The organism is Bradyrhizobium sp. WSM4873 (assembly GCF_055811355.1).
Genome location: NZ_JBVVPS010000022.1, coordinates 113,324 through 128,396, shown reverse-complemented (window position 1 = coordinate 128,396; position 15,073 = coordinate 113,324). Strand labels below are relative to the sequence as shown.

Below are 15,073 nucleotides of genomic sequence, written 5' to 3'. Positions count from 1 at the left end.
CCGCGCGACGCGCGCATCACATAGCGCCGTAGCTAGCGCGGCTTGGCCGCGGAGGCCGACCCGTTACCCCATCTACGGGCAGCTATGCGCGCCCAGCGTTGACAACGCGGAACGCGAGAGTAACTTTTTCCTCGACAGAGCGGGACCAACCGCTCGCGGTTCGCGGGAGAAACGTCATGACGATCGCCATCCGGCAGCTTCACAAACATTTTGTCGGCGAGGTCTCTGGCCTCGATCTGCGACAACCTCTCACCGAGGCCGAGGCGCGCGAGGTTGAAGCCGCCATGGACAAATATGCGGTGCTGGTGTTCCACGACCAGGACATCACCGACGAACAGCAGATGGCCTTTGCGCTGAATTTCGGCCAACGCGAGGACGCGCGCGGCGGCACCGTCACGAAGGAAAAGGACTACCGGCTCCAGTCGGGCCTGAACGACGTCTCAAATCTCGGCAAGGACGGCAAGCCACTAGCGAAGGACAGCCGCGCGCATTTGTTCAACCTCGGCAATTGTCTGTGGCATTCCGACAGCTCGTTCCGCCCCATCCCGGCAAAATTCTCGCTGCTGTCGGCCCGCGTGCTCAACCCGAAGGGCGGCAACACCGAATTCGCCGACATGCGGGCGGCCTATGACGCGCTCGACGACGAGACCAAGGCGGAGATCGACGACCTCGTCTCCGAGCACTCGCTGATGTATTCGCGGGGATCGCTCGGCTTCACCGAATACACCGACGAGGAGAAGAAGATGTTCAAGCCGGTGCTGCAACGCCTCGTGCGCACCCACCCCGTCCATCGCCGCAAGTCGCTCTATCTCTCATCGCATGCGGGCAAGATCGTCGGCATGAGCGTCCCCGAAGGAAGGCTGCTGCTGCGCGACCTCAACGAGCACGCGACGCAAAGCGAGTTCGTCTACGTCCACAAATGGAAGCTGCATGATCTCGTGATGTGGGACAACCGCCAGACCATGCACCGCGTCCGCCGCTACGACCAGTCGCAGCCCCGTGACATGCGCCGTGCGACGGTGGCGGGCACGGAGCCGACGGTGCAGCAGCAGGCGGCGGAGTAGGCGCTACTCAGCAATCGGTGTCATCGCCCGGCTTGACCGGTTGAATCCGCCCTGGATGCCCGGTCAAGCCGGGGCATGACAGCGGTGGGTGATACACAAGCAAGAGGCGCTACGCGTGCCCGGCTTCGTTCGAGAGCATGCCGGGATCAATGCCGATCTTGCGCAGCGCGCGTCCGTATTTTTCGTCGACGTCGTCGCCGAAGATCAAATCCGAATCCGCGTCGCAATGCAGCCAGCCATTGCTCTGGATTTCGGTCTCGAGCTGGCCCGGCGCCCAGCCGGCATAGCCGAGCGCCAGGATGGCATGCTTGGGGCCGGAGCCGTTGGCGATCGCGCGCAGGATATCGACGGTCGCGGTGAGGCAGACGCCGTCGTCGATCCGAAGCGTCGCGTTCTCGATGTAGAAATCGCTGGAGTGCAGCACGAAGCCGCGGCCGGTATCGACCGGACCGCCGCGCAGGACCTTCATGCTTTCGGCATTCTCCGGCAGCTTGATGTGCTCGCCCTTGTTGATGATGCCGAGCTGCTGCAACAGCTCGGGGAAGTCGATGCTGCCGGCCGGGTGGTTGACGATGATGCCCATCGCGCCTTCGGCGGAGTGGGCGCAGAGATAGATCACCGAGCGCTCGAAGCGCTCGTCGCCCATGACCGGCATGGCGATCAACAGCTGGCCGTCGAGGTAGCCCGCCGAACTGGGGAGCGCGGGGCTGGGCTTGCGGGTGCCTTCGCCTGTCCTTTTGCCTGTGGGAGCCATCGGTGAAGCACTCCGGGTTCAATTCCTATCCTGATGTCGGGCCGGGCCGCTGTCAAATCAAGGCTTGCAGGGACCTGATTCAAGTGCATCCATCACAAGCAATTCAATGGTTTGCCGCGGGGCGACCCTGTAAAGACGTACCATGCTGACAAGAGTTCCCCGGCGTGCGGCGATTGGCGTCGCAACAACCCTGCTCGCGTCGTCGCTGGCGCTTGCGGCCCATGCCGACGATGCATCGCCGTGGCAGCGGGATGGACATTCCGCGGTGCGGTTGCTGGCAGGATCGCGCAGCGGCGCCGTCCTGCTCGGCGGTATCGCCTTCCAGATCCAGCCCGGCTGGAAAACCTATTGGCGCATGCCAGGCGATTCCGGCGTTCCGCCGCGGTTCGATTTCTCGAAATCCGACAATGTCGAAGCGGTGACGGTGATGTGGCCGGCCCCGCAGAAATTCGACGACGGCGCGGGCGGCCATTCGATCGGATATCACGACCAGATCGTGCTGCCCCTGCGCATCATCGCCAAGGCGGCCGACAAGCCGGTGACGTTGCGCGCCGAGATCAATTATGCGGTGTGCGAGAAGCTTTGCATTCCCGTCGAGGCCCGCGCCGAGCTTGGCTTCAACAGCGTCGCCTCGACCGAGGATGCCAATCTGCGTGCAGCGCTCGACACCGTGCCCAAGCCTGCCACGATCGGCGATCCCAACCCGCTCACCATACGCGACGTCAAGCGTGACGGGCCCAAGAATGTGGTGGTCGACGTGGTCGCGCCGGATGCGCGCACCGTCAATCTGTACGTGGAAGGGCCGACGCCCGATTGGGCGTTGCCCATCCCGGCGCCGGTCGAGCCCAGCCCACCGGGCGTGAAGCGGTTTTCCTTCGAACTCGATGGCCTGCCGCCGGGCGCCAAGCCCGACGGCGCAGCGCTGAAGTTCACGCTGGTCGGACCGGAGAAGTCGTACGAGTTCAATACCAATTTGGAGTGAGTGGTCGTCCCGGCGCAGGCCGGGACCCATACCGCGTGATCTATCGACAGTCCACGCTGACAATCCCGAACGAACAGTCTCCGCCAAACCTCTGCCTGGGGTTACGGGTCCCCGGCTCCCGTGCGCAATTGCGCACTCGGCCGGGACGACGTGGGATAGAGACGAGGCCCACCCAACCGAATCTTAACGAATGGTTGCTAATCCCCAGTGCGACTGCGGCAAGTCTGCCGCAGCACTCGTGCGCGCCTCGGGGACTTTTCGAATTGGCCGTGATGGATGCAGAACCCGCAACGACCGGACCTGCCGGCCTCATCGCGCGGCTGCGCGACAAATTGACGGGCGGGTCGAGCGAGGCATCGCTGACGCGGCGGCTGGCCGGCACCATCTTCGTCATCCGCGTGATCAGCGCCGGCCTTGCCTATTTCTCGCAGGTCCTGCTCGCGCGCTGGATGGGGACGTCGGACTACGGCGTCTATGTCTATGTCTGGACCTGGGTGCTGCTGCTCGGCAGCATGATGGACTTCGGCATCTCGGCCTCCGCCCAAAAGATCATTCCGGAATACCGCGCCCGTGGCGAGCATGCGCTGCTGCGCGGCTTTCTCTCGGGCAGCCGCTGGCTGACCTTTGCCGTTTCCGCACTGGTGTCGCTCGGCCTCGCCGGTGTCGTCAAATTGCTGTCGCCCTGGATCGATCCGGCCGAAGAGCTGCCGCTCTATATCGGCTGCATGACGCTGCCCGCTTTCGTCGTGGCCAACACCCAGGACGGCATCGCGCGCTCGCATGACTGGATGCAGCTCGGCCTGATGCCGCAATTCATCATCCGCCAGGCGCTGATCATCGGCATCACGGCCTGCGCCTTCCTGCTCGGCTATCATCTCGGCGCGGTCGCCGCGATGGTCGCGAGCGCCGGCGCGGTATGGATCGCGATGACCGGGCAGATGGTGGTGCTGAACCGCAAGCTCGCCGGTCACATCGAGCCGGGCTCCAAGGCCTACGACGTCGGCGGCTGGCTCGCCGTCTCGCTGCCGATCCTGCTGGTCGAAAGCTTCTACCTGCTGCTGTCCTATACCGACGTGCTGGTGCTGCAGCAGTTCCGTCCCTCCGACGAGGTCGGCGTCTATTTCGCCGTGGTGAAGACGCTGGCGCTGGTCTCCTTCATCCACTACGCGATGTCGGCGACAACAGCGCATCGTTTTGCCGAGTACAACGCAAGCGGCGACAAGGCGCGGTTGTCGGCTTACGTGGCGCATGCCATCAACTGGACGTTCTGGCCGTCGCTGGCGGCGACCATCGTGCTGCTCGCGCTCGGCAAGCCGCTGCTCTGGCTGTTCGGGCCGCAATTCGTGGTCGGCTATGACATCATGTTCGTCGCCGCGATCGGCCTCGTGGTCCGATCCGCGATCGGTCCGGTCGAACGGCTGCTCAACATGCTCGGCCAGCAGAAGATCTGCGCGCTGGCCTATGCGCTGGCCTTTGCGATGAACCTGGTGCTCTGCATCGCGCTGGTGCCGCGCTTCGGCGGCCATGGCGCGGCGGCCGCGACCTCCATCTCGCTCAGTTTCGAGACGGTGCTGCTGTTCTGGATCGTGCGACAGCGGCTCGGCCTGCACGTGCTGGCGTTCGGGAAATAGGATCAGCGTCCCGCTCCTTCGCGCTTCCGCTGGGGAACAACCGTTTCGCGGCACGCTGATAGACGCGGCTAAACTCCTGCCTGTTTAAGAGTGACAGCACGATTTTTCTTATTGCCCCCAAGTAGTTGCACCGCAGGGAAAGTTTATTCTACGTCATATTGCCCAACTGACGAGATAAACCTAAGATTCCCTGGACATGATCGATCCACTCTACGTCGCCTCCGGTTTCGGCGTCGGCCTGCTGGTCGGGATGACCGGCGTCGGCGGCGGTTCGTTGATGACGCCGCTGCTGATCCTGCTGTTCGGGATTCATCCATCGACCGCGGTCGGCACCGACCTGCTCTATGCCGCCGCCACCAAGACCGGCGGCAGCGTGGTGCATGGCTGGTCGCGCAGCGTGCACTGGCCAGCGGTGCTGCGGCTCGCCTGCGGCAGCCTTCCGGCGAGCGCGCTGACGCTGCTGGTGCTGTGGAAGCTCGACCTCAAGAGCGATTCCGAGCGCAATCTCGTCAACCTCGTGCTCTGCTTCGCACTGCTGCTGACTGCGACCTCGCTGATTTTCCGCAGATCGATCATGGAGCGCTATCGCCGGCGTCTGGAGCAGGTCGATGACCGCACCACCGCGATTGCGACGGTCGTCACCGGAATCGTGCTCGGCGTGCTGGTCTCGATTTCATCGGTCGGCGCGGGCGCGGTCGGCGTCACCGTTCTGCTGCTGCTCTATCCGCGCCTGCCGGTGGCGACCATCGTCGGCTCCGACATCGCCCATGCGGTCCCGCTGACGCTGATCGCCGGCATGGGGCACTGGGCGCTTGGCGACGTGGATTGGGCGCTGATGGGCGTGCTGCTGTTGGGCTCGCTGCCCGGTATCGTCGTCGGCAGCTTCAGCGCGACGCGCGTGCCTGAGACGGTGCTGCGCCTGACACTTGCCTGCGTGCTGTTCGTGGTCGCCGGCAAGATCATGTTCGCGGAGTTGGACCTGTCCTCGGCGTTCGAGACGGCGCTGGCCTGGACGCACTGAACGGAGAACGGCCGCACCACTCTCGCTGTCATCGCCCGGCTTGACCGGGCGATCCAGCACGCCGAGACGGCTGTGGTTGTACCGAGACGCCGCGGCGTACTGGATGCCCCGGTCAAGCCGGGGCATGACGAAGAGCGCTGTCTACTCCGCGGTCCAGCCGCCGTCGATCGACAGGTTTGTGCCGGTGATCTGCGCGGCATCGTCGCCGCACAGGAACAGCGCAAGGGCTGCGACCTGCTCGGAGGTGACGAACTCCTTGGTCGGCTGCGCGTCGAGCAGCACGTCGTTGATGACCTGCTCGCGCGTGAGGTTGCGGGCCTTCATGGTGTCGGGGATCTGCTTCTCCACCAGCGGCGTCCAGACGTAGCCGGGGCTGATGCAGTTGCAGGTGATCTTGCTGGTCGCGACCTCCAGCGCCACGGTCTTGGTCAGGCCGGCGATGCCGTGCTTGGCCGACACATAGGCCGACTTGAAGGGCGAGGCGACCAGCGAGTGCGCGGAAGCAGTATTGATGATGCGGCCCCAGCCCTTCTTCTTCATGCCGGGGACGGCGGCGCGAATGGCATGGAAGGCCGAGGACAGGTTGATCGCGATGATCTGGTCCCACTTCTCCGGCGGGAATTCCTCGATCGGCGAGACGAACTGGATGCCGGCGTTGTTGACGAGGATGTCGACCGAACCAAAGCTCTTCTCGCCGAGCGCGATCATCCCGGCGATCTCGGCCGGCTTGGTCATGTCGGCGGGCGAATAGACCGCCTTCACGCCGAAATCAGACTCGATCTTGGCGCGCTCCTTCTCGATGTCCTCCGGCGAGCCGAACCCGTTGATGACGACATTGGCGCCGGCGGCGGCGAAGGCGCGCGCATAGGCAAGCCCGATGCCGCTGGTCGACCCCGTCACGACGGCGTTCTTGCCTGACAGACTTCCCATATTACTCGCTCCTTTTTGGCGGGGGCGCAGTGACGTCCCCCGTGAGATCGTAGGTCACCATGGTCTCGCCCGATTGCGGCCGCTCGAGCCAATCCTTGTGGCGCATCGACAGATGCACATCACGCACGCCGGCTTCCCAATGCTCGACCATGGCGACATGCGAAAAATCGTAATCCTTGGACGAGGATTCGTAATTCTTGCTGCGATAGATCAGGTGCACGACAGTAACGGTGCTTTCGCGCGATACCTTGGCAAGGAATTCCACGGAAGGGTCGTTCTTGAGATAATCGGGCAATTTGGAAATCAGGTCGCGCACGGCCCTGCGGGCGTTGTGCACCTGCTTGTTCTTGTCCGTGTTCATCCGCGTGCGGCTGGAGAAGCGGATATCCTTCTCGCGCTCGTTGGCTTCGAGCAGCGAGGTCGGCAGGTCGCCGCGGGCGCTGAACAGGTCGACCTGGAAGATCAGGAGATCGCGATCGACCTCGGCATCGAGCACGTAGTCGAGCGGCGTGTTGGAGGCGATACCGCCGTCCCAATAATGCTCGCCGTCGATCACGACGGACGGAAAGCCGGGCGGCAGCGCGCCGGAGGCCATGATGTGCTCGGGGCCGATTTTCTTGCCGAGCTTCCTGAACTCGAAATTGTCGAAATATTTGAAATTGCCGGAGGTGACGCCGACCGCACCGACCGAGAGCCGCGTCTTCAGATCGTTGATGCGGTCGAAATCCACCAGACGCTCCAGCGTCTTCTTCAGCGGTGCCGTGTCGTAATAGCTTTCCGCCTCGGGATGGCCCGGCGGCCACATCGGCGCGGGCGGCATGCGCGGGACGAAGAAGCCGGGCACGCCGAAGGTCGCGATCAATGCGGCGCTGGTCGAGTTGAACAGCTCTCGGCTGTGATCGCTCTTGCCGATCGGCTTCCACGGCACCGGCGCGGAGACCATTTCCCAGAATTCCTTGAGCCGCTTGACGCGCGTCTGCCCTTCGTTGCCGGCGACAATCGCGGCGTTGACCGCGCCGATCGAGATGCCGGCGACCCAGTCCGGCTCGAAGCCGGCGTGGCAGAGCGACTGATAGGCGCCGGCCTGATAGGAGCCGAGCGCGCCGCCGCCCTGGAGGACCAGGACACGTTGCGCGTTTGCCGGGATAGTTGCGACTTCTGGGCTATGATGATCGGACATGCGGGAACAATAGCAGATGGCGAGCGACCGTGGCGACAGTCTGCCGCGGCGTCAATGCATCCCGGGATCAAGTCTGGCTTATCGGGCGTCCGTCGAGGCCAGGATCATGGTCCAGAACACCTTGTATTTGGTGCCGGGAGCATAGCCCGCCGCGATGCCCAATTTTGTGACACCGCTCTTGAGCATGTTGGCGCGGTGTGGGGGCGAGTCGCGCCAGCCGGAAAACGCTTCCGCCAGCGTATGATAGCCGGCCGAGACGTTCTCGACCGCAACGGTCGCCGGATAGCCGCCGGCGCTGAGGCGCTTGGCCAGCGGCGCGCGGACGTCATGATCCATCTTGTTGGCCGCAGCCATGGCCTGGGACTGGGATTCGGCGAGACTCATCAGGGCAGGATCGATCACCACGGTGCCGAGCCCGTTGTTCTGGCGGTATTGCGAGATCATGATCGCTGCCGCCTGCGCATCGAGTTTGGAGCCCGGAACGGACATATCGGCATACATCGAAGGCTGCTGGACCGGTGCCTCGTTGCCGGCGCAGCCGGCGAGCAGCAAAAGGATTGATATCGCGGCCGCGGCGCGCATGAACAGGAGCCCCCAAATCAGGCGCCGTTGTTGCATACCAACCGTGGCTGAAAGGTGAATATTGAGGAAAAATTGACCCGTTTAGCCAGCTCAGGTGCCCGCAAAGATCCGGTAGCGGCGGGGCTCCAGGCCGATCGCATCGCCGGCGCGCAGTTCCCTGTCGCGGGGAGCGTCGATCTCGATGGTCCTTCCGCCTGATAGGGCCACCTCGGCCCGCTGCACGGGGCCGAAATTCCGGACATGCTGCACGGCGCCCTCGAAGGCACCGCTGCCGGATGGGCCAACCAGCATGTCGTGTCGCCGCACGAACAGTCTTGACGCGCCAGGCGCAAGGCCATCTGCCGCGAGCCGCAGCGGCCGGTCGCCGAGCGTGATGAGACCGTCCGCGATCAGGACCGGAAGCTCGATGGATTCGCCGATGAAGCTGTGCACGAAGGCGGTCGCCGGGCTCTCATAGACGTCGTCGGGCGAGCCGATCTGCTCGATCCTGCCCTTGTCCATCACCACCACGCGGTTGGCGACTTCGAGCGCCTCCTCCTGGTCATGGGTGACGAAGATCGAGGTGACGTTGATCTCGTGGTGCAGCGAGCGCAGCCATTTGCGCAGCTCCTTGCGCACCTTGGCATCGAGCGCGCCGAAGGGCTCGTCGAGCAGCAGGATGCGCGGCTCGATCGCGAGCGCGCGCGCCAGCGCGATACGCTGGCGCTGACCGCCGGAGAGCTGGCTCGGATAACGGTCGGCGAGCCAGTCGAGCTGCACGAGATCGAGCAGCTCCTTGACCCGCGCACGGATGGTCGCTTCGTCCTTGCGGATCGCGCGCGGCTGCACGCGCAGCCCGAAGGCGACGTTCTCGAACACCGTCATGTGGCGGAACAGCGCGTAGTGCTGGAATACGAATCCGACGTGCCGCTCGCGCGCGCCCTGCGCCAGCGCGTCCTCGCCGTTGAAAGACACCTCACCGGAATCCGGCCAGTCGAGACCGGCGATGATCCGCAGCAGCGTTGTTTTACCCGAGCCAGATGGACCGAGCAGCGCCAGCAGCTCGCCGTCATTGACCTTGAGGTCGACGCCGTCGAGGGCTGCGAAGCTGCCGAACTTCTTGACGAGATTCCTGACTTCAATGCTCACTTGCGTCGTGTCCTTCGTCGAGATGATTTTCCAGAACGGTCTTGGCGATCAGCGTGATCAGCGCCAGCATCGCCAGCAGCGAGGCGATCGCGAACGCCGCGACGAACTGGTATTCGTTGTAGAGAATCTCGACCAGCAGCGGCATCGTGTTGGTCTCGCCGCGAATATGGCCGGAGACGACGGAGACCGCGCCGAACTCGCCCATCGCCCGCGCGTTGCAGAGCAGGACGCCGTAGAGCACGCCCCATTTGATGTTGGGCAGCGTGACGCGGAAGAAGGTCTGCAGGCCCGAGGCGCCGAGCGAGATTGCGGCCTCCTCCTCCTGCGTGCCCTGCTCCTGCATCAGCGGGATCAACGCACGCGCCACGAAGGGGAAGGTCACGAAGGTGGTCGCAAGCGCGATGCCGGGCACCGCGAACAGGATCTGGATGTCATGATCGCGCAGCCAGCCGCCGAAATAGCCCTGTGCGCCGAACAGCAGCACGAAGACGAGGCCCGAGATGACGGGGCTGACCGAGAACGGCAAATCGATCAGCGTGATCAGGAAGGTCTTGCCCGAGAATTCGAACTTTGCAATCGCCCAGGCCGCGACCAGGCCGAAGACGAGATTGAGGCCGACGGAAATTGCCGCCACCAACAGCGTCAACTTGATCGCGGACAGCGCCTCCGGATCGGCCAGCGCGGCGAAATAAGCGAATATTCCCTTCGAGAACGCCTGCGCGAACACCACGACCAGTGGCAGCACGACGAAGACTGAGAGAAAGGTCATCGCCAGCGCGATGATGACGATGCGGACCGCGCGCGGTTCGGTGCGCAGGTTGTTCCGCGCGGCCGCCGCATGCGCGCGTGCCTTGGCGTCGGGGGCCGAGAGTGGGACGGAATCTGCGATCTGCATCGTCATGGTCCCGTCCTCACCGCACCGGAATCCGGCTCTGCGCCCAGCGCTGGAGCCGATTGACGGCGAAGATAATGACGAAGGAGACGACCAGCATGACCACCGCGATGGCGGTCGCATCGGCATAGCGGAATTCGGACAGCCGGATCACGATCAGCAGCGGCGCGATCTCGGAGACGTTCGGCAGATTGCCGGCGATGAAGATCACCGAACCGTATTCGCCGACCGCGCGCGCGAAGGCGAGCGCCAGCCCCGTGAGCAGCGCCGGCCCGAGCGAGGGCAGGATCACGCGAATGATGGTCTGCCAGCGGCTCGCGCCGAGGCTGCCCGCGGCCTCCTCGATCTCGGGATCGAGATCCTGGAGCACCGGCTGCACGGTGCGCACCACGAAGGGGATGCCGATGAAGATCATGGCGACGAAGATGCCGACGGGCGTGAACGCCACCTTGATGCCGGCCGCCGCAAGTGGCGCGCCGAGCCAGCCCTTTTCGGCGAACAACGCAGTCAGCGCGACGCCGGCGACCGCGGTCGGCAGCGCAAAGGGCACGTCGACGATGGCATCGAACAGCCGCCTTCCCGGGAAGCGGTAGCGCACCAGCGCCCAGACGATGATGCTGCCCATCACAAGATTGACGCAGGCGGCCGCGAAGGCGAGTCCAAAGGACACGCGCAAGGCATTCAGGGTGCGGCGGCTGGAGAGGATGTTCCAGAACTGCTCCGGGCTCAGCTCGAGCGATTTCACGAACAGGCCGGCGAGCGGAAGCAGGATGATGATCGACAGCCATGACAGCGTCAGCCCCATCGTGAGACCGAAGCCCGGCAATGTCCGGCGTCGTGCTGCGATTGCGCTCACCAGGCCCCCTGTTTAAGCCCCGCCGACAGCGCCCGATCAGTTCTTGTAGATCTGATCGAAGACGCCGCCGTCGGCAAAATGTTCCCTCTGCGCCTTGGTCCAGCCGCCGAAAAGTTCGTCGATCGTGAACAGCTCGACCTTTGCGAAGGAGTTTTCGTGTTTTTTGGCGATCTCGGGATCGCGCGGACGATAGAAATTACGCGCCGCGATTTCCTGACCTTCCTTGGTATACCAATATTGCAGGTAGGCGTCGGCGACGCTACGGGTGCCTTTTTTATCGGCAACCTTGTCGACGATCGTGACCGGCGGTTCCGCCAGGATCGAGAGCGGCGGCGCCACGATCTCGAATTTCTCCGGACCGAATTCCTTCAGCGCGAGGTACGCCTCGTTCTCCCAGGCGAGCAACACGTCGCCAACGCCGCGCTCGACGAAGGTCACGGTCGCGCCGCGCGCCCCGGTGTCGAGCACCGGCACCTGCTGATAGAGCTTTCCGATGAAATCCTTGGCTTTGTCCGCCGAGCCGTATTTCTTCTGCGCAAAGCCCCAGGCCGCCAGATAATTCCAGCGCGCGCCGCCTGATGTCTTCGGGTTCGGCGTGATCACGGCGACGCCCGGCTTGAGCAGATCGTCCCAGTCCTTGATGCCCTTGGGATTGCCCTTGCGGACCAGGAACACGATGGTCGAGGTATAGGGCGAGGAATTTTGCGGCAACCGCTTCTGCCAGTCAGCCGTCGTGAGGCCTTTGCCTGCGATGGCGTCGATGTCGTAGGCGAGCGCAAGCGTCACCACGTCGGCCTGCAATCCGTCGATCACGGCGCGCGCCTGCGAACCGCTGCCGCCATGCGACTGCTTGATCTCGACGCTCTTGCCGGTTTCCTTCTGATAGGCACTCGCGAACGCCTTGTTGAACTCGACATAGAGCTCACGCGTCGGATCGTACGATACGTTCAGCAGATTGATGTCAGCGGCGAGAGCCGAGCTTGCCAACAAGCCTGTCACGAGCAGTCCTGCCGCGAGCGGAACGATACGGCGCATCATGTCCATCTCCATTCACATCAATGACGTCGGCGTCATCGATGGCAGGCATAACTCGGGGCGAAACGCGCTTAAGTCAACGGAACCGGATTTTCTTGTTCGTAGCCGGGCAGCGTAACTTTGCTACGAAGTCTTCATCGTGTGGATGCCGCATTCCGTCTTGGCCCGACCGCGCCAGCGACCGGCACGCTCATCCTCGCCCTCAGTCGTTCTGCTCGTGCAAGGCATACACCCAACCGACAGGAAACCGGACGCAACCAGCGGATGACGCGGCAATTTGGCGCGGACGAAAATCGCTTCGAGTTCCTCGCGCGAAACATTGGCAAAGGGATTGAACTTCAACCGCGCACCATCGTCCTCGACCACCGGGATGTCGGCGCGCGAGTTGCCCTGGAAGCGCTTGCGACCGTTGAGCCATGCATCGAACGGTGTCAGCGCCCGCGCCAGCGGCTCGACCTTGCGAATACGGCAGCAGGCGTCGGGATCGGAGAACCAGAGGTCGCGATCGGGATCTTCGCGCGACAGCGTCTCCTCGGCAGGTTTGACCGAGCGGACGTCCTTCAGGCCCAGCGTCGCGATCAGCGTGTCGCGATAGGCCAGCGTCTCCTCGAACAGCCAGCCGGTGTCGAGGAAGATCACGGGGATCGCCGGATCGACGTCGGCCATGACCTTCAGCAGCGTCGCCGATTCCGTCCCGAAGGACGACACCAGCGCAAGCTTGTCGCGCCCGACCGTCTTCAGCGCAGCGGCGATGATTTCGGCGGGCGAGGCATCGCGCAAGGCGCGATCGAGCTCCTCCGCCAAAGGCAGCGCAGAGGCGGAGATTGACGAAACTGGAGACGCGACTGCGTTCACGTGCCGACCCCCTCGGAATGACGCAGTTGCATGCGCCGGTGCAGCGCCGTGATGCGGCCGTCACCGGTGGGCTGGTAAAAGACCGAGTAGCGCTTCGCGGTCTGCATGAAGGCTTCCGCGTCGGCCTGCTTCCTGACGTCGAAAGAATCGAAGCCCGCACGCAGCATGAACACGAACTGGTCCCGCAGGATCTGGCCCGTCGCACGCAATTCGCCGCGATAATTGTAACGCTCGCGCAGCAGCCGCGCCTGGCTGTAGGCGCGTCCGTCGCGGAAGGTCGGGAACACCAGCGCGACGACGGCGATCTTGCCGAGATAGGGCACCAGCTCGGCGATGTCGCGATTGTTCGGCCAGATCACACCGATTTTGCCGGTCCTCTTGAGCAACGCATCCGCGTCGCCGACGAAGCGCTCCGCCGGCACCAGGATGTCGCCGCCCTCGGGCAGCGGCGTGTCGACGGCGAGCTTGACGAAGCTGTCGTCGGCGATCTTTCCGCCGTTAACGAGTGGCATAAACGCGCTCCTTGAAGGGTTCGACGCCGAGGCGCTTCACGGTGTCCATGAACAGCTCTTCGGGCCGCTCGCGCAGCGCCAGATAAGCTTCCACGATATCCTCTACGACATCGGCGACCTCGTCGAACTTGACGCCGGGGCCGATCAGATTGCCGAGCGCGGCACTCTCGTCGGCGCGTCCCCCGATGGTGATCTGGTAGACTTCCTCGCCGTTCTTCTCAACGCCGAGAATGCCGATATGGCCGACATGGTGATGGCCGCAGGCGTTGATGCAGCCGGAGATGTTGATGTGGAGACGGCCGATCAGATTGGCCAGTTCGTGATTGGCGAAGCGCCGCGTCAATTCCTGCGCGATCGGGATCGAGCGCGCATTGGCCAGCGAGCAATAGTCGAGACCCGGGCAGGCGATGATGTCGGTGATCAGATTGACGTTCGGGGTCGCGAGGCCAAGCTTGTCGAGCGCCTTCCACAGCGCCGCCAGGTCGCGCTTGGCGACATGCGGCAAAGCAAGGTTCTGCTCGTGGCCGACGCGGATCTCACCGAACGAATATCTGTCGGCGAGATCGGCGACCGCATCCATCTGGTCGGCGGTGGCATCGCCCGGAGGCGCGCCGATCGGCTTCAGCGAGATCGTGACGATGGAATAGCCCTGGACCTTGTGCGGAGCGACCGAGTTCTTGCGCCATGCCTCGAAATCCGGATCGGCCGCGGCCTGGCGCAGCTCGTCCGGCATGTGCGGCAGCTTCTCGTAGGCGGGATAAGTGAAGCGCGAGCGGATGTCCTCGACCACTTCGTCGTCGATCTGGAGCGAGGAGTTGCGGATGTGCTGCCACTCCTCCTCGACCTCGCGCGAGAACTTCTCGATGCCGAGCTCGTGCACGAGGATCTTGATGCGCGCCTTGTAGATGTTGTCGCGGCGGCCGTACTGATTGTACACCCGCAGAATTGCCTCGATATAGCTGAGGATGTCGCGGCCGTGCACGAAATGCTTGATGGTCTTGCCGATGAAGGGCGTGCGGCCGAGTCCGCCGCCGACCAGCACCTCGAAGCCCGTCTCTCCCTTCTCGTTCTTGATCAGGCGCAGGCCGATATCGTGGATCTTGATCGCGGCGCGATCATGGTCCGACGCGGTGATCGCGATCTTGAACTTGCGCGGCAGGAACGAGAATTCCGGGTGCAGCGTGGTGTGCTGGCGGATCAGCTCCGACCAGATGCGGGGATCCTCGATCTCGCCGGGCGCGACGCCTGCCCACTGGTCCGATGTGACGTTGCGCATGTTGTTGCCGGAGGTCTGCATCGCATGGATGCCGACCTCGGCGAGATCGGCCAGCGCATCCGGCAATTCGGCGAGCTTGATCCAGTTGAACTGGATGTTCTGCCGCGTCGTGAAATGGCCGTAGCCGCGGTCGTATTTGCGCGCGACGTGGGCGAGCGCCCGCAACTGGTTGGACGCCAGCGTCCCGTAGGGGATCGCGACCCGGAACATGTAAGCGTGCAGTTGCAGATAGACGCCGTTCTGCAGCCGCAGGATCTTGAACTCGTCCTCGGTGAGCTCGCCGGACAGGCGGCGCTTCACCTGGTCGCGGAATTCCGAGACGCGCTCGTTGACGAGCGTACGGTCGATTTCGTCGTAAGCGTACATGAGAGAATG

The 15,073-nt window shown here is 63.9% G+C and carries 15 protein-coding genes; 4 read left to right on the top strand and 11 right to left on the bottom strand.

Going from position 1 to position 15,073, the window contains the following annotated elements:
- Window positions 1-176 precede the first annotated feature (176 nt).
- On the top strand, window positions 177-1,064 hold the full coding sequence (locus AC0L21_RS26120; RefSeq protein WP_473264607.1) for a TauD/TfdA dioxygenase family protein: 888 nt from the start codon (window positions 177-179) through the stop codon (window positions 1,062-1,064).
- 109 nt (window positions 1,065-1,173) lie between these two features.
- On the opposite strand, the gene AC0L21_RS26115 is transcribed toward AC0L21_RS26120, so the two are convergent.
- The gene (locus AC0L21_RS26115; protein ID WP_473264606.1) at window positions 1,174-1,818 is read right to left on the bottom strand and encodes a YqgE/AlgH family protein; all 645 of its coding nucleotides are present in this window, start codon (window positions 1,816-1,818) and stop codon (window positions 1,174-1,176) included.
- 142 nt (window positions 1,819-1,960) lie between these two features.
- Between AC0L21_RS26115 and AC0L21_RS26110 the strand changes: the two genes are divergently transcribed.
- The 3 genes from AC0L21_RS26110 (at window position 1,961) to AC0L21_RS26100 (ending at window position 5,452) form a co-directional block, all read left to right on the top strand.
- Window positions 1,961-2,800 carry a protein-disulfide reductase DsbD domain-containing protein gene (locus AC0L21_RS26110; RefSeq protein ID WP_473264605.1) on the top strand — a complete coding sequence of 280 codons (840 nt, stop codon included), beginning with the start codon at window positions 1,961-1,963 and terminating at the stop codon, window positions 2,798-2,800.
- A 263-nt stretch (window positions 2,801-3,063) separates the two neighbouring features.
- Window positions 3,064-4,431 carry a flippase gene (locus tag AC0L21_RS26105; protein WP_473264604.1) on the top strand — a complete coding sequence of 456 codons (1,368 nt, stop codon included), beginning with the start codon at window positions 3,064-3,066 and terminating at the stop codon, window positions 4,429-4,431.
- 196 nt (window positions 4,432-4,627) lie between these two features.
- A complete protein-coding gene (locus AC0L21_RS26100) occupies window positions 4,628-5,452 on the top strand; it encodes a sulfite exporter TauE/SafE family protein (RefSeq protein ID WP_473264603.1) in 825 nt (274 codons plus the stop codon).
- 141 nt (window positions 5,453-5,593) lie between these two features.
- Here AC0L21_RS26100 and AC0L21_RS26095 read toward each other — a convergent pair whose 3' ends face one another.
- The 10 genes from AC0L21_RS26095 to AC0L21_RS26050 form a co-directional block, all read right to left on the bottom strand.
- On the bottom strand, window positions 5,594-6,382 hold the full coding sequence (locus AC0L21_RS26095; protein WP_106941870.1) for a 3-hydroxybutyrate dehydrogenase: 789 nt from the start codon (window positions 6,380-6,382) through the stop codon (window positions 5,594-5,596).
- Window position 6,383: 1 nt separating this feature from the next.
- Window positions 6,384-7,562 carry a DUF3734 domain-containing protein gene (locus tag AC0L21_RS26090; protein WP_473264602.1) on the bottom strand — a complete coding sequence of 393 codons (1,179 nt, stop codon included), beginning with the start codon at window positions 7,560-7,562 and terminating at the stop codon, window positions 6,384-6,386.
- Between the two features lie 78 nt (window positions 7,563-7,640).
- On the bottom strand, window positions 7,641-8,144 hold the full coding sequence (locus tag AC0L21_RS26085; RefSeq protein WP_473264601.1) for a CAP domain-containing protein: 504 nt from the start codon (window positions 8,142-8,144) through the stop codon (window positions 7,641-7,643).
- A gap of 90 nt (window positions 8,145-8,234) precedes the next feature.
- Window positions 8,235-9,272, bottom strand: coding sequence for a sulfate/molybdate ABC transporter ATP-binding protein (locus AC0L21_RS26080; protein ID WP_473264600.1), 1,038 nt, complete (start codon window positions 9,270-9,272; stop codon window positions 8,235-8,237).
- Window positions 9,262-10,173 (bottom strand): sulfate ABC transporter permease subunit CysW, encoded by a 912-nt coding sequence (gene cysW / locus AC0L21_RS26075; RefSeq protein ID WP_473264599.1) that lies wholly within the window; start codon window positions 10,171-10,173, stop codon window positions 9,262-9,264. The genes AC0L21_RS26080 and cysW overlap by 11 nt, the downstream gene beginning before the upstream one ends.
- 10 nt (window positions 10,174-10,183) lie before the next feature.
- Window positions 10,184-10,969, bottom strand: a complete 786-nt coding sequence (gene cysT / locus AC0L21_RS26070; RefSeq protein ID WP_473264615.1) for a sulfate ABC transporter permease subunit CysT — start codon at window positions 10,967-10,969, stop codon at window positions 10,184-10,186.
- Window positions 10,970-11,056: 87 nt separating this feature from the next.
- Window positions 11,057-12,058, bottom strand: a complete 1,002-nt coding sequence (locus AC0L21_RS26065; protein WP_473264598.1) for a sulfate ABC transporter substrate-binding protein — start codon at window positions 12,056-12,058, stop codon at window positions 11,057-11,059.
- A gap of 120 nt (window positions 12,059-12,178) precedes the next feature.
- Window positions 12,179-12,910: a phosphoadenylyl-sulfate reductase gene (locus AC0L21_RS26060; RefSeq protein WP_473264597.1), complete on the bottom strand. Its 732-nt coding sequence runs from the start codon at window positions 12,908-12,910 to the stop codon at window positions 12,179-12,181.
- Entirely contained in the window at window positions 12,907-13,422 is a 516-nt protein-coding gene (locus AC0L21_RS26055; protein ID WP_473264596.1) for a DUF934 domain-containing protein, read from the bottom strand. The genes AC0L21_RS26060 and AC0L21_RS26055 overlap by 4 nt, the downstream gene beginning before the upstream one ends.
- The gene (locus AC0L21_RS26050) at window positions 13,409-15,064 is read right to left on the bottom strand and encodes a nitrite/sulfite reductase (RefSeq protein ID WP_473264595.1); all 1,656 of its coding nucleotides are present in this window, start codon (window positions 15,062-15,064) and stop codon (window positions 13,409-13,411) included. Before AC0L21_RS26050 ends, AC0L21_RS26055 begins: the two co-directional genes overlap by 14 nt.
- Window positions 15,065-15,073: the final 9 nt, after the last annotated feature.

Excerpts from the sequence above, each read along its gene's own strand:
- AC0L21_RS26120 (WP_473264607.1), top strand. The coding sequence starts at position 177 with ATGACGATCGCCATCCGGCAGCTTCACAAACATTTTGTCGGCGAGGTC.
- AC0L21_RS26115 (WP_473264606.1), bottom strand. The coding sequence starts at position 1,818 with ATGGCTCCCACAGGCAAAAGGACAGGCGAAGGCACCCGCAAGCCCAGC.
- AC0L21_RS26110 (WP_473264605.1), top strand. The coding sequence starts at position 1,961 with ATGCTGACAAGAGTTCCCCGGCGTGCGGCGATTGGCGTCGCAACAACC.
- AC0L21_RS26100 (WP_473264603.1), top strand. The coding sequence starts at position 4,628 with ATGATCGATCCACTCTACGTCGCCTCCGGTTTCGGCGTCGGCCTGCTG.
- AC0L21_RS26095 (WP_106941870.1), bottom strand. The coding sequence starts at position 6,382 with ATGGGAAGTCTGTCAGGCAAGAACGCCGTCGTGACGGGGTCGACCAGC.
- AC0L21_RS26090 (WP_473264602.1), bottom strand. The coding sequence starts at position 7,562 with ATGTCCGATCATCATAGCCCAGAAGTCGCAACTATCCCGGCAAACGCG.
- AC0L21_RS26085 (WP_473264601.1), bottom strand. The coding sequence starts at position 8,144 with ATGCGCGCCGCGGCCGCGATATCAATCCTTTTGCTGCTCGCCGGCTGC.
- cysW (WP_473264599.1), bottom strand. The coding sequence starts at position 10,173 with ATGACGATGCAGATCGCAGATTCCGTCCCACTCTCGGCCCCCGACGCC.
- cysT (WP_473264615.1), bottom strand. The coding sequence starts at position 10,969 with ATGGGGCTGACGCTGTCATGGCTGTCGATCATCATCCTGCTTCCGCTC.
- AC0L21_RS26065 (WP_473264598.1), bottom strand. The coding sequence starts at position 12,058 with ATGATGCGCCGTATCGTTCCGCTCGCGGCAGGACTGCTCGTGACAGGC.
- AC0L21_RS26055 (WP_473264596.1), bottom strand. The coding sequence starts at position 13,422 with ATGCCACTCGTTAACGGCGGAAAGATCGCCGACGACAGCTTCGTCAAG.
- AC0L21_RS26050 (WP_473264595.1), bottom strand. The coding sequence starts at position 15,064 with ATGTACGCTTACGACGAAATCGACCGTACGCTCGTCAACGAGCGCGTC.